Origin of the sequence: Liquorilactobacillus uvarum DSM 19971, assembly GCF_001434935.1 — a bacterium.
Taxonomy (GTDB): domain Bacteria; phylum Bacillota; class Bacilli; order Lactobacillales; family Lactobacillaceae; genus Liquorilactobacillus; species Liquorilactobacillus uvarum.
Genome location: NZ_AZEG01000010.1, coordinates 53,426 through 65,955 on the forward strand (window position 1 = coordinate 53,426; position 12,530 = coordinate 65,955).

General features: G+C 39.1%; 17 protein-coding genes. 15 read left to right on the plus strand and 2 right to left on the minus strand.

Annotated features, from left to right (window positions below; genetic code table 11):
• The first annotated feature begins 9 nt into the window (after positions 1–9).
• The 8 genes from FD20_RS06505 (at position 10) to flgL (ending at position 6,387) form a co-directional block, all read left to right on the plus strand.
• A complete protein-coding gene (locus tag FD20_RS06505; protein WP_057736918.1) occupies positions 10–372 on the plus strand; it encodes a response regulator in 363 nt (120 codons plus the stop codon).
• A 22-nt stretch (positions 373–394) separates the two neighbouring features.
• Positions 395–787 carry a chemotaxis protein CheW gene (locus FD20_RS06510; RefSeq protein ID WP_057736920.1) on the plus strand — a complete coding sequence of 131 codons (393 nt, stop codon included), beginning with the start codon at positions 395–397 and terminating at the stop codon, positions 785–787.
• 16 nt (positions 788–803) lie between these two features.
• Positions 804–1,931 carry a flagellar motor switch protein FliM gene (locus FD20_RS06515; protein WP_057736922.1) on the plus strand — a complete coding sequence of 376 codons (1,128 nt, stop codon included), beginning with the start codon at positions 804–806 and terminating at the stop codon, positions 1,929–1,931.
• Positions 1,928–3,118, plus strand: a complete 1,191-nt coding sequence (gene fliY, locus FD20_RS06520) for a flagellar motor switch phosphatase FliY (RefSeq protein ID WP_057736924.1) — start codon at positions 1,928–1,930, stop codon at positions 3,116–3,118. Before FD20_RS06515 ends, fliY begins: the two co-directional genes overlap by 4 nt.
• 154 nt (positions 3,119–3,272) lie before the next feature.
• Positions 3,273–3,563: a flagellar biosynthesis anti-sigma factor FlgM gene (gene flgM / locus FD20_RS06525; protein ID WP_057736926.1), complete on the plus strand. Its 291-nt coding sequence runs from the start codon at positions 3,273–3,275 to the stop codon at positions 3,561–3,563.
• A gap of 3 nt (positions 3,564–3,566) precedes the next feature.
• Positions 3,567–3,926 (plus strand): hypothetical protein, encoded by a 360-nt coding sequence (locus tag FD20_RS06530; protein ID WP_057736928.1) that lies wholly within the window; start codon positions 3,567–3,569, stop codon positions 3,924–3,926.
• Between the two features lie 12 nt (positions 3,927–3,938).
• Positions 3,939–5,462 (plus strand): flagellar hook-associated protein FlgK, encoded by a 1,524-nt coding sequence (gene flgK / locus FD20_RS06535; RefSeq protein ID WP_057736930.1) that lies wholly within the window; start codon positions 3,939–3,941, stop codon positions 5,460–5,462.
• 4 nt (positions 5,463–5,466) lie between these two features.
• On the plus strand, positions 5,467–6,387 hold the full coding sequence (flgL, locus tag FD20_RS06540) for a flagellar hook-associated protein FlgL (RefSeq protein WP_057736932.1): 921 nt from the start codon (positions 5,467–5,469) through the stop codon (positions 6,385–6,387).
• A gap of 515 nt (positions 6,388–6,902) precedes the next feature.
• Here the strand turns inward: flgL and FD20_RS06545 are convergent.
• Both FD20_RS06545 and FD20_RS06550 read right to left on the minus strand, forming a co-directional pair.
• Positions 6,903–7,220 carry a type II toxin-antitoxin system PemK/MazF family toxin gene (locus FD20_RS06545; RefSeq protein ID WP_235807730.1) on the minus strand — a complete coding sequence of 106 codons (318 nt, stop codon included), beginning with the start codon at positions 7,218–7,220 and terminating at the stop codon, positions 6,903–6,905.
• Between the two features lie 66 nt (positions 7,221–7,286).
• Positions 7,287–7,511, minus strand: coding sequence for an AbrB/MazE/SpoVT family DNA-binding domain-containing protein (locus FD20_RS06550; RefSeq protein WP_235807724.1), 225 nt, complete (start codon positions 7,509–7,511; stop codon positions 7,287–7,289).
• A gap of 430 nt (positions 7,512–7,941) precedes the next feature.
• Between FD20_RS06550 and FD20_RS06555 the strand changes: the two genes are divergently transcribed.
• The 7 genes from FD20_RS06555 to fliS all read left to right on the plus strand — a co-directional run bounded on the left by FD20_RS06555 (position 7,942) and on the right by fliS (position 12,505).
• Complete coding sequence (locus tag FD20_RS06555) at positions 7,942–8,172, plus strand: type II toxin-antitoxin system RelB/DinJ family antitoxin (RefSeq protein ID WP_235807725.1); 231 nt, start codon at positions 7,942–7,944, stop codon at positions 8,170–8,172.
• Positions 8,173–8,175: 3 nt separating this feature from the next.
• Entirely contained in the window at positions 8,176–8,430 is a 255-nt protein-coding gene (locus FD20_RS06560; RefSeq protein ID WP_057736936.1) for a Txe/YoeB family addiction module toxin, read from the plus strand.
• Positions 8,431–8,731: 301 nt separating this feature from the next.
• Positions 8,732–9,787: a flagellin N-terminal helical domain-containing protein gene (locus FD20_RS06565; protein WP_057736938.1), complete on the plus strand. Its 1,056-nt coding sequence runs from the start codon at positions 8,732–8,734 to the stop codon at positions 9,785–9,787.
• Between the two features lie 117 nt (positions 9,788–9,904).
• Positions 9,905–10,333 (plus strand): flagellar protein FlaG, encoded by a 429-nt coding sequence (locus FD20_RS06570; RefSeq protein WP_057736940.1) that lies wholly within the window; start codon positions 9,905–9,907, stop codon positions 10,331–10,333.
• A 9-nt stretch (positions 10,334–10,342) separates the two neighbouring features.
• Complete coding sequence (gene fliD / locus FD20_RS06575) at positions 10,343–11,758, plus strand: flagellar filament capping protein FliD (protein ID WP_057736942.1); 1,416 nt, start codon at positions 10,343–10,345, stop codon at positions 11,756–11,758.
• Between the two features lie 17 nt (positions 11,759–11,775).
• Positions 11,776–12,111, plus strand: coding sequence for a hypothetical protein (locus FD20_RS06580; protein WP_057736944.1), 336 nt, complete (start codon positions 11,776–11,778; stop codon positions 12,109–12,111).
• A gap of 16 nt (positions 12,112–12,127) precedes the next feature.
• Complete coding sequence (gene fliS / locus FD20_RS06585) at positions 12,128–12,505, plus strand: flagellar export chaperone FliS (protein WP_057736946.1); 378 nt, start codon at positions 12,128–12,130, stop codon at positions 12,503–12,505.
• The last annotated feature ends 25 nt before the right edge of the window (positions 12,506–12,530 follow it).

Sequence of the window (12,530 nt, forward strand, 5' to 3'; positions counted from 1 at the left end):
GCAAATATTTTGGGGAAAAAAGTTTTGATCGTAGATGACGCGGTATTCATGCGTATGAAGTTAAAAGATATTTTAAGTAAAAATGGATATGAGGTAGCTGATGAAGCTCAAAATGGACAAGAAGCATTTGAAAAATATCAAGCAACTCAACCTGATTTAGTGACAATGGATATCACGATGCCTGAAGTTGATGGCATTCAAGCATTGAAAATGATTCGTGAAGCCGATGCGAATGCGAAAGTTATTATGTGCAGCGCGATGGGACAGCAAGGAATGGTTATGGATGCCATTCGCGCAGGTGCGGTTGACTTTATCGTTAAACCATTCGATACGGACCGGGTCATCAAAGCTATAGATAAAGCTCTTTCCTAATATAGTCAGGAGATGATATTAAATGCAAATGATCCTGTTTAAGATGAATCAGCAGCATTATTTGATTTCAGCAGCTTCTGTTGAAGAAGTTATCGATACAGTGCAGATCACACGTGTTCCATTGGCTCCCAGCTGGGTTAAGGGGTTGATCAATTTGAGAGGAACAGTCATGACGGTGATTGGTTTATCTGAATTGATTGGTGTTCCTTCATCAAAAGACAACCGCAATATCTTGATCATGAAAAAAGATGAAGAGCGCAAGGGACTGTTGATTGAAGAAGTAGTTGAAGTAGTTGATATTGATAAAGAAGATATTCAGTTAGAAAAGACAGATAAAGAAAAACATTATCTGGGAGTAGTTTCCTTAGAAGATAAGGTAGCTAATGTAGTTGACGTAAACCATTTGATTTTTTGATAAGTGAGGGATCTGTGTGGATCAAGTATTGACGCAACAAGAGATCGATGCACTGCTGAATGCAATGAGCACCGGTGAGATTGATCAGGAAAAAATTGAAGAGGAAAACGATGCAGCCAAAGTAAAAAGCTACGATTTTAGAAGACCTACAAAGCTCTCAAAAGAATACGTCAATACTCTGCATATGATCTTTGAGGACTTTTCAAAAATGGGCAGCAATGTACTTTCAACACAGCTGCGGGCTAATGTCAGGCTTCAGTTGGCGGCGATCGAACAGGTAAGTTACGATGAATTTATTCACTCGATTCCGCGCGTAACACTGTTAGGGCTCTTTCATTCTGAACCTTTGAAAGGTATTCAGATTATCGAAATGAATCAGCAGTTGTGCATGAAACTGATTGAGATGCTTTGCGGTGGTGTTGATATGGTAACGCAGGAGCAAAAGCATGATGAAGAGGACAAGAATAAGTCCGCAGATAAAAAGGAAACAACCACAGATAAAAAAGAAGAAGTAGCGACAAAGTCAACAGAAGAACATAAAGATGCAGAAGAACAAGAAGGTAAGAGAAAAGCCCATGATAAAAAGGGCTTTACCGATATTGAATTAGCTGTTCTCGAAGAAGTTGTGAAGGGCTTGACAGATGTCTTTCAAAATTCATGGAAAGAAATCGTTGAACTTGATACAACTTTAGATGGACTCGACACAAATCCACAGTTGCTGCAGAACATGTCGCCAAATGAACCAGTCGTTCTAAGTACCTTTACAATCAATGTTGGAGATACAAGTACATTTATTAATTTATGTATTCCATATGTTTTCTTCGAAGGGATTACAGATAAGCTGAGCTTTGGAAACTGGTTTGATTCAAGTCAAAAATTTGACCGCAATGATGAGCGTGAACTTCGTAAGGGTTTGAACGGAGTCGATATGGACATTGAGGTCCTGCTAGGGGAATCTGAAATGGAACTGTCTGACTTCTTGCACTTAGAAGTTGGAGATGTTATTAAGCTGGACAGCAAAATTGCAGAACCACTGGATGCCTTTATTGAAGGCCAGCCGTTCTATAGCGTGAAACCAGGGAAGAAGAATGGACAATTAGCAGTTGAATTGATAGACAAATTGGAAGGGGAACAAGACGAATGAGCGACGGTTTATCACAAGCAGAAATTGATGCATTAATGAATGCAAATTCAGGAGCAGATGATGCACAGCAAGGCAAAAAGCCTGAAAATACAGGAGTTGACGAGCAGACAAAACAGGATATTATCGGTGAAGTTGGTAATATTTCGATGTCGCAAGCGGCAACAACACTTTCTTCGATCCTTGCACGCCGTGTCAGCATCACGACACCGCGCGTTACTAAAGTTAAATTTGATGATTTGCTTTCAGGGATAGAGGCGCCTAAAGTAGCAACGACAGTTGAATTTAAGGAAGGACTTATGGGCACGAATCTGATGCTGCTTGAAGTCAAGGATGCGATCATTATCGCAGATTTGATGATGGGCGGTGATGGAGCTCCTAAGTCTGATAAATTTACCGAACTTGAATTGAGTGCGGTGGCGGAAGCAATGAACCAAATGATCGGTTCGGCTTCAACTTCGATGGCAACCATGATTGATCGCAAGGTAGATATCCTTCCACCTTCAGTAAAGCTTTGGGAGGAACCATCTAATGTTGAATATGATGGAATTGTTAAAGACCAAGTAATCTATCGCATTTCCTTTAATTTGTCGGTCGAAGGCCTGATTGAAAGTGAGATCATGCAGATTTTTACAGAAGATATGGTTTCCGATATTACGGATGCGATGATGTCTGACAAGGCAACGGTTGTTGACAGAGAAGATGAAAAGGCAGCACCAGAGGCACAGAACGCAGAATCCACTACTGCTGAAACTGAAGCTGAACAGACACAATCCACAGTACAACCGCAGCCGCAGCAGACTCAATCTCAATCTGAAAAAGAAACAGCAGCACAGCCCAAGCACTCGGCAGGCAATGCAAAGCCGCAGCCAAAAGTCGAAGTTAGTACACCCGATTTTCAGCAATTGAGTGATAAGGAAGTTGCTGAAGGTGATAATCTGGATCTTATTCTTGATGTGCCTTTGAACTTGAGCGTTGTTTTAGGGCGAAGCGAGAAAACGGTTAGGGATATCCTCTCTTTTAATTCGGGTTCGGTTATCGAATTAGATAAGTTGACGGATGAACCTTTAGAAATTTTATTGAACGGTAAACCAATTGCTACGGGTGAAGTAGTTGTTATCAATGAAAACTTCGGGGTTCGGATTACTAATATTCTCACACCTAATCAGCGAATCAATCGTATGAATTAGAACTAGTGAAGAATAGATTTTTGAGTTGAAGATCTACTTTGCTTTCTTAAAAAAAGCTTAAGATTAAAAAAAGTTAGCCGTGAGGTTTAACTTTTTTTAATTTCGCCGATAATGTTAATGTAGGACATTTCGAAACGGGAAGGGAGCGGCTCTGATGAAGATAGAGGGATTCCAAAATAATAGTTATAATGACCAAATTAATCGGCTTAAGGCCGAACAGAATCAGACAAAACAAGTAAAACAACAAAAAAACAGCAAGGCTTTGGATGTCAGCCTTTCAGAAAAAACACAAGAAATCCGTAAAAATAGTCAGTCAGAAGCAGGCCTTGATCCTGAACGTGTGGCAAGCTTAAAGCAGGCGATCAAGGATGGCAGTTACAAAGTCTCAGCTGAGAACATTGCTTCGAAGATGATGGCTGAATTCGACACCAAAAAAGGTAATTAATTTATGAAAGAATTTGAATTTCAAAGGCACTTGATGTCTTTTTCGCGGTTATTAAAAAAAGAAAGAGCTTTTTTGATCAAGGACAAAGCAGAAGAACTGGTAGAACTGGTTAAACAGAAGGAAAAATTTGTTCCTGTTCTTGATGAATATCAGGGGGCAGTTACGGTCAAAACAAAAGATCTGATCAAGCAGATTAGAGTGCAGCAAGATGAGAATCTGCTGCTGACCAAGCAGGCCCTCAGCTACCAGAAAATGCTAATGACAGCAATCAAAGATAATATCAAGGCTCCTGCCGCGACATATTCGAAGTATAAAACGGTAAAGCAGCAGGCGAGAACAGCACTGATCGATAGAGAAGTGTAAGGAGGAATTTGAATGGTTGGATTATTTGGTACTCTGGGAACAGCAACCAGTGGAATGGGAGCAAACCAGATTGCACTTCAAACGAGCAGTCATAATATTGCAAATACGAATACAGATGGGTACTCGCGACAGCGCGTGGACATGAAGACAACTACTCCTTACAATATGGCAGGTGTTGGGATGATCGGTACCGGGGTTGAAGCTACCGGGGTTGAACGTGTTGTCAACGACTTTGTTCGCTCGCAGATTCGTGATGCTAATTCGCAGTATCAATTTTATAATGAAAAATCAGATGTTTTGGGACAGCTTGAAGATACACTGAATGAGCCGTCTGATAGTGGGGTCGTCAGTCAATTGTCCAGCCTATCTGATAGTTGGACACAGTTGTCGAAGAATCCAGAAATGGGAACCTCGAAGGCGACAGTTGTTGAGACAGCTAGCAGTTTTGCAGATACAGTTCGAGGAATGGCGGACAAGGTCAGCCAGCTAAAAGCTGATACGACGCAAAATATTGCTAAGACTGCGCTTGATTTTAATGAAAAGGTCAAACAGCTGCAGTCATTGAATAGCCAGGTCTATAACCTGTCAAGTTCAGGTGATACGCCCAATGATTTATTAGATACTCGTGATACTTTGTTAAAGGATATTTCAAGTCTGGCGAATGTTACAACTTCACTCGACAAATATGGACGGGCATCGATTCAGCTTTCAGGACAAACCATTCTTAATGGGGATGAGCGTAACACACTTAGTGTAGTTGTTGGGAATCAAGATGGTCAGGCGCAAGTTGCTAAAGATGGCGATACAACAGCGGGAACGCAGACACTTTCTGAGGACTATACGGCTGGGACGATTTTGCTGACTAAGAGTGATGCGGATGCTAATACAGAATATGCTAAATTAGATGTATCTTCTGGCAGTTTAGGTGGTTTGCAGGCTTCTGTTAATGAAATTCAGACACATCTGCAAGAGCTGAATGATTTTGCTGCAACAGTAGCTAAAACGACCAATATGGTTTTCACTGATGGTAAACAGAGCACAAGCGGGTTTTTCAGTATCGGGGATGATTCCGACAGCTACGCTGCAAATCTCAAAGTTGATTCAGCGATTGCTGCTAACCCATCACTGATTCCAGCGGGAACAACGACAGCTGCCGGGGATGGTTCGCGCGCACTTGCAATTGCGAATCTTAACAACTTGAAACTGAATTATCCGCTTTCTGACAGCGATTTAGCGAGCTATGATGCAACTAATATGACGTTTACGCAAAAGGATGGCGGTTCGAGCTTTGCGGATTCTTTCAATAATATTGTGACTAAGAACGGTATTTCAAAGCAGCAGGCAGATAACACTTCATCGGCGCAGCTTTCGCTGTTGAATCAGCTTGAATACAAAAATGAGTCAGCATCTGGAGTTTCGATCAATGAAGAAATGTCTGATGTTATTCGCTTCCAGCAAGGCTTTCAGGCTAATGCGCGTATCATTTCAGTTGTGTCTGAAATGCTGGACACGTTGATCAACAGAACGGGAGTGTAGTTTTATGCGAATTTCAGATAACATGACATATAATGATTTTCTCAAGAACTTAACGACGAATACGAATAAAGTTCAAAAAACGATGAGCCAGCTGTCGTCTTTTAAAGAGGTCAGCAAATCATCTGATAATCCCTTATTAGTCTCAAAAATCATGGATTTGAATGTTTCACTGGCACAAAACAAAACATATGCCAGCACGATTTCTGACGGCATTTCATGGTCGCAGACGCAGTATTCAGCCTTGAGTGGTGTCACTACTTCAATGCAGCGGATCAGTACCTTGATTCAATCCTCAGCTAATGCTTCAACCGCAGATAGCGATGTTAAGGCGAATAAGGATGAAGTCGAGCAACTTATTTCGGGTGTGGTTGATTCGCTGAATACAAACTTCGACGGACGTTACGTTTTTGGTGGGCAAAATACGACAACAGTACCGTTTGAAGTTGAAAAAGAAAATGGCGAAATTACCGGTATCAAGTATAATGGGACTGCACAGGATCTGCCACGGGAGATTGCTAAAGGTGTTGGCGTTAATTTATTTGCCGATGGTACAAAGCTGACAGATTTGTCAGATAGTGCACAAACAGGTGAAAACATTAGCGGGTACTTCAACAAGTTGATCACGGCACTAAACAGTGATGATAAGGATTCACTATCCGGCGATCTCTTGAAGGAAAACCAGAATTATACCGATAATTTCACGAATGTACAGGCCAAGATCAGCACAATCACAACGCGGTTACAGGCAGCTTCGTCAAGAAATGAGACCGAAAAAAGCAATCTAACAGATGTTTTGTCGGATAAACAGGATGTTGATGTTGCACAAAAATACATGGAGTATCAGAACCAGATGACTTCGTACAAGGCAACACTTGCAATGGGTACAAAAATCATGCAGACAACGATTTTGGATTATTTAAATTAAAAAATGAATACAGGAGTAAAAGCTTTGAAAGGTTGTGGGGGGCCTTCAGGGCTTTTATTTTTTATTATTTATAGTGAACAAGATAACAAAAAACTATCAGGACAATTAAGTTCAAGTTTGTTGTTAGCACAGTGAATTGGGAGTTGCGAAGTATCCAGATGAATTACTTATACGATACAGACGTAAATTTAAGCCGATAGTTATATTAATACTGATTGAGCTTATTAACTTTTATTGCAAGTGTAATTGGATAAAAACTGCAGCTGACAGTCTTTATTTGTTACCTATAAATTATGCACTGCAACTTAAAGAAAGAATTTTATATTTTAATAGACTTTTTAAATCATTTAAGTATGAATAGTATTGTCTAGATGAATCATATATGGGGGAAGGATGATATCTAAGAAGTAACTTCTAACACAACGAAATTTTCATATTAATGTGCCAATTGTTGTTTTAGCTGTTTCTGCTTTTTTGTCAGCCTTAGGTATCGCATTATAACTTTTAGAATAGCTTTAAAAGAACTGCTGAACCTTATTACTAAGGTGTTTGATCTCTTGCTGAGGCAATGTAGCTACAACTTGACTACTTAATCGTTTTGTTGGGTCAATAACCCGAATATGCTGCAGTAGAACAGTGCCACGGATATCTTTTTTGTCTATCATTATAAATATTGGGGATTTAACATATTTTTCTAAAGTGCAGTATTTAGCTGAAGTGCTAATTGGAATAACTAATACCGTATTAAAATACTGATCATAATGATTGTTACACACAACCAAACACGGACGCCTTTCCTTTGTTTCTATTCCCTTAGCTGGATTTAAATCAATTCATAAAATATCACCTTGTTTTAATTTCATTAGTCAAAATCTTCATTTTCTGCATCTCTACCCCAATCAACTTCTGTTGTATCGAGATTTCCAAACTTTTTTCTGTTTATCGATAGTCTGCCAAAAATCAGGTTTGTTTTGAACGATTGTCACTTTGCCATTTGATTCAATCTGCCATTCAATTGTATTGGTAGATTGAATTTTTAAAAACTCACGTACTATCTTTGGAATTGTAACTTGGTTTTTACTTTTGATTTTTGAATGAACTTTAGTTATATTTTCTGTATTCATACAGATTAATCTTTGCTTTTCCTTACATAAAGGACAACGTAATTACTTTTATAAAACAAAAAAAGATGGATTAGAATTATCAATAAATTGTTGGGTTAACCATGCATAAAGACACTGCATTGATTACGGGTTCCTCATTAACTTGATAATTTTGGGCGTAATATTTTTGTTAAGGTCGTCGCCTAACATAGTTGTTGAGTTGAGGAGGAGTTTGTTGGTAAATGTAAATGTTAAGAACAAAATTTTTTTATTGGTGCAGAGTTTTGCTGCTATAGCTTTGACTTGTATATAATATATTCAACTAGATACTATATATGTAAAATAGAACTTAATTAATATACAATACACTGTTATCGTGCTACTATAGCTGTGAGGTGAGAATGATGCTGGATACTGAAAAAAGAAAGTTTCAATTTCTGTCAAAACTAGCTTGGCAGATAAGAAACAAGCAGCAGAGATATTTGATAGTTTGGGACTTAACCTTTCAACTGCAATTAATATCTTTATCAAGAAAAGCATTGCTGAAGGCGGGTTGCCATTTGAGGTCAAAGATCCATTTTATAGTGAAGTCAATCAAGCAGAGCTTGAGCGGCGTTTCAAAAAGGTGGCTCATAATCAGAACCTCCATTCCCATCATCTTTTAGACAACGGAGATCAATAAACGATGTCGGTTGAATTTTTAGATGAAGCCTGGAATGAATATGTCGCTTGGCAAAGCGAGGATCGTAAAACTTTAAAACGAATCAATAATCTAATTAAATCAATTCAACGAGATGGATTAGAGATTGGTCTAGGGAAGCCTGAACGATTAAAGTATCAAGATGGCTGGTCAAGAAGGATCAATAGCAAGGATCATTTAGTTTATGCTGTCAAAAATAATCATTTAATTATTGTAGCTTGCAAAAATCATTATAAATAAAACGAAGAGCACCCCAAGAAGTGCTCTTTTTTGATACTAACCAAAATCAATTTGATCTAGCATTGTTTCTTGCTTTATTTGAGGGTTCTGAAGGTCCGTTAGAAATAGGTTAGTAAAAGTGGTACTTAATTAATCATGGTGTGTCTTTAAATTTTTCAAGTCGCATAGCATTTCTTCAGGAAAAAACAATAAAAAACAATTTTTTTCAAAAAACTATTAAACGCCTCCGTTTTCGTCCGATACATATAGCATGAGGGGGAAACCTCAGAAGATAAATAATCAACCATTGGAGGAATCTAACATGAGAATTAATACAAACGTTGCTGCTATGAACACTCTTAGCAGCTTAACAGCCGCAACAACATCAAAAAGCAACTCATTAGCTAAGTTATCATCCGGTTCACGTATCAACAAAGCCGGCGACGATGCAGCTGGATTAGCTATTTCAGAAAAAATGAAGGGCCAAATCGGTGGCTTGAGCCAAGCTACGCGTAACGCACAAGATGGTATTTCATTGATTCAAACAGCTGAAGGTGCTTTAAATGAAACACATAGTATCTTAGGTCGTATGCGTGACCTCACTGTTCAAAGCGAAAACGGAACTTTAAGTGATGATGATCGTTCTGCTATCAACAAAGAATACAGTGCTTTAAGTGATGAAATTGATCGTATCAGCAGTACAACTGAATTTAACACAAAGAGCTTGTTAACAGGTGATACTAGTGAAAGTGATGGTAAATCAACATTTACTTTCCAAATTGGCGCTAATGCTGGTCAAACAATGTCAGTTGAAATTGGTAATATGAGTGCTTCAGCTTTAGGAGTTAGTGGGTTAAACCTTTCTCAAGCAAGCAGCGATTTAACTAAATCGACAGCATTCCAAAGTGCAATTGCTGCAGATACAGCTACTTATGCAACTGACGGTACAGTTACATCTACTGGTGGTACATCATTGTCAGCTCTGAAAACTGCCGCAGAAGCTACAGATGCCACAACTGATGCTAAGGCAACATATGCTTCAGCAGTGAAAACTTTCTCTGCATCAGATGCTGGGAAAGCAGCTTTGACTCAAGCTAAAGCAGATGACCCAATTACTAAGATTGATGCTGCTATTAATCAGGTTTCAGCGCAACGTGCCGATTTAGGTGCTGCTCAAAACCGTTTAACACATACTGTTAACAACTTGGGTACAACTGAAGAAAACTTATCTGAAGCTAATTCACGTATCCGTGATGTTGATATGGCTGAAGAAATGACTAACTTCACAAAGGCAAACATCTTGACACAAGCTTCGACTTCAATGCTTGCGCAAGCAAACTCAATGCCAAATAGTGTATTGTCCTTGTTACAAGGTTAATTTTAATAATAGATTTTCGTTTTTGGCAAAGGCCGATCGTCGGGTATATTCGGCGGTCGGTTTTTGTGGCATACATAACTTTTTTAAGCTATTCTTTTAGAAGGGGAGGATGTATGGATGGAAATTGAAAAAATTCAGCCAGTTCCGCCAACAACACGAGTTCAGCCAATTGAGACTGATAATGATTTAGACGGTACTAACCTGGATCTACGGCGCTTAGCCCAAGATCTGTTAGCAGATAGTGACAGCAAATCTGAAAAAGATGAGGCCACAGTTGAATCTTCATCTAATTCCAAGAGTGATGAAGCATTTCAGGCAATTTCACATGAGGATCTAAACAACGCAGTTAATGAAATGAACAAGCAGCTTCTGGGGCGTAACGTCCGCTTAAAGTTTAAAGTTCACGAAACAACTGGCCGGACCTATGTTCAGCTGATCAATATGAAAAATGATGACGTGATCAAAGAGATACCGCCAGCTAAAATGCTAGATGTAATTGGCAGTATATGGCAGCAGATGGGAATCGTTGTCGATAAGAAAGGATAGTGATGTAAGATGGCGAGCATTACAACAACTAGCGGTATTAGCAGCACTTTAGGACAATATTCAGGCATCACTGCTGATGATATTGAAAGTTTACTTCAGGCTGATTCAGTTGGAAAAACTAAAGCACAAAATCAGATAACGACTCTGACGGATCAAAAAACGGCATGGAGCGATGTTAAAACTCGGTTAAACAACTTTTTAACCAAAGTTACAGCTTTACAGTCTGACGACACCTATCAGACTAAGAAAACCTCAAGTTCGGATGCAACGATTGCTTCAATCACTGGAGATACCACGTCTGCTGAAGGAACTTATGATTTAAAAGTCGATCAGTTAGCAACTGCCAGCAAAATAACAGGAACACGGCTTGATGTTAAAAGTAGTAAAACAGCTTTAGGTGTATCTGGTTCATTGACACTGACGAGTGCTGAAGAAGATACAGATGGTAATGCGAAAACTTTTGATTTTGACATCAGCGACACGGACTCTTTAAATGATATCGCCACTAAGATCAATAAAGAGACTAGCAATTCAAGCATTAAAGCCAGTGTGGTTGATAACCGGCTGGTATTGACGGACAGTAAAATGGGTGCGCGTGACATCAGCATATCTGGTGATGCAGCTGATAGTCTTGGCTTAGGTTCGAGTGCAACAACATCAAAGGGTCAGTTTGCAATTTTTGAACTTGATGGTATGAAAATTACGCGTGACACTAATACAGTTAGTGATGCGGTTGAAGGAACAACATTTACGCTTTCAAAAGTTAGCGATGATCATGTCACACTTTCTTTGGCAAACGATACTTCTAAAACAGTTTCGGCAGTTAATGATATGGTGACACAATATAATAGCCTAATGAGTTTGATCAGTGATGATCTCAGTGTCGGTGATCCGAGCCAGTCGGATAATACGACAGGTAAATTGGCTGGTGATAGTGAGTTAATGAGATTACAGTCATCGTTGCGCAATATGATCACAAATCCTTACATCACTGGCAGCACCTTGAATCCCAATAAAGTTGGTATCTCAACGGTTGATCGCGAGGGGACTTTAGGCTTAGATCAAGATAAGTTAAATGCAGCTATTGCTGATGATCCGACTGCGGTCAAAAATATGTTCTATCAATCAACTGAAAACTCAATAGGTACAGTTACTTCTGAATCAGGCTATGCATCAGATCTGTCTACAATGCTTAATACCTATCTAGTTGATAGTTCCGCTAATAAAGGAATCATTGCAACTAAGTCCGCTGGGTATGATTCCAGTATCAAGGATCTGAATAAGCAGATTGATGATTTTAATACAATGCTAGATGCTAAAAAAACACAGTATGTTGATATGTTTACTCGTCTTGATGAAGTTATGATGGAGGCGCAGTCACAAATGAGTTATCTAACGAGTCAGACATCATCGCTTTCAAGCTAGAAAATAGGTGATATGAATTGAATAAGAATAAAGAACTGCTTGAAAAACTGCAGCAGCTGAATTCCCTTTTGGGCTCTTGGGATGGTCAGGATCTTGATCAGGCTGAGCGTATTCTAAAAGATTCGCGGGCTATGATTACTGTTTTGGACAGCATATCACTTAAGCAACTGACCAGTTCTGAAAAAGAAGTCGTTGACCTAATTGTGGCACAATATGGTAAACTAGTGCATGTTCTTTCTGCTAAAAAAGGACAATTGGCAAAAAAAATTGCACAGTTGAATAAGCCTAATAGTACGATCAGAACATATTTGCAGCAGGAACAAGGTGCGTCACTTATTGACGTTGATTTTTAAGGAGTGGGAATGAGAAATGGGCTACGAAAATGCCAAAAACAGTTACCTGAGGAATCAGGTAATGGGTGCTTCGCCAAATAAATTAATTGATATGTTATACCAAGGTGCGATTAAAAGTGTTAAAATCGCAGGCATTGCGATTGAAAATAATGATGCCAAAAAGGCACATAAAGAATTGATTCGTGCACAAGATATCTTGATGGAGCTTAAGGGTTCACTCAACACTGAGATTGAAGGTAATGTACCTGAGAACCTTGAATCTTTGTATGAATTCATGTACCAGCAGCTTGTTAAGGCTAATATGAACAAGGACCAAACTTTATTGCCACCAGTTGTTAAAATGTTGACGGAATTGCTTGATGCGTGGGAACAAATAACAACAGAAGTGAAATAGTTGGAATTAAAAAGCCGCCTTGATT

Bases quoted from the DNA above. Each gene is read 5' to 3' on its own strand.
- FD20_RS06510 (WP_057736920.1), top strand. From the start codon at position 395: ATGCAAATGATCCTGTTTAAGATGAATCAGCAGCATTATTTGATTTCA.
- fliY (WP_057736924.1), top strand. From the start codon at position 1,928: ATGAGCGACGGTTTATCACAAGCAGAAATTGATGCATTAATGAATGCA.
- flgM (WP_057736926.1), top strand. From the start codon at position 3,273: ATGAAGATAGAGGGATTCCAAAATAATAGTTATAATGACCAAATTAAT.
- FD20_RS06530 (WP_057736928.1), top strand. From the start codon at position 3,567: ATGAAAGAATTTGAATTTCAAAGGCACTTGATGTCTTTTTCGCGGTTA.
- flgK (WP_057736930.1), top strand. From the start codon at position 3,939: ATGGTTGGATTATTTGGTACTCTGGGAACAGCAACCAGTGGAATGGGA.
- flgL (WP_057736932.1), top strand. From the start codon at position 5,467: ATGCGAATTTCAGATAACATGACATATAATGATTTTCTCAAGAACTTA.
- FD20_RS06550 (WP_235807724.1), bottom strand. From the start codon at position 7,511: ATGAATACAGAAAATATAACTAAAGTTCATTCAAAAATCAAAAGTAAA.
- FD20_RS06560 (WP_057736936.1), top strand. From the start codon at position 8,176: ATGTCGGTTGAATTTTTAGATGAAGCCTGGAATGAATATGTCGCTTGG.
- FD20_RS06565 (WP_057736938.1), top strand. From the start codon at position 8,732: ATGAGAATTAATACAAACGTTGCTGCTATGAACACTCTTAGCAGCTTA.
- FD20_RS06570 (WP_057736940.1), top strand. From the start codon at position 9,905: ATGGAAATTGAAAAAATTCAGCCAGTTCCGCCAACAACACGAGTTCAG.
- fliD (WP_057736942.1), top strand. From the start codon at position 10,343: ATGGCGAGCATTACAACAACTAGCGGTATTAGCAGCACTTTAGGACAA.
- fliS (WP_057736946.1), top strand. From the start codon at position 12,128: ATGGGCTACGAAAATGCCAAAAACAGTTACCTGAGGAATCAGGTAATG.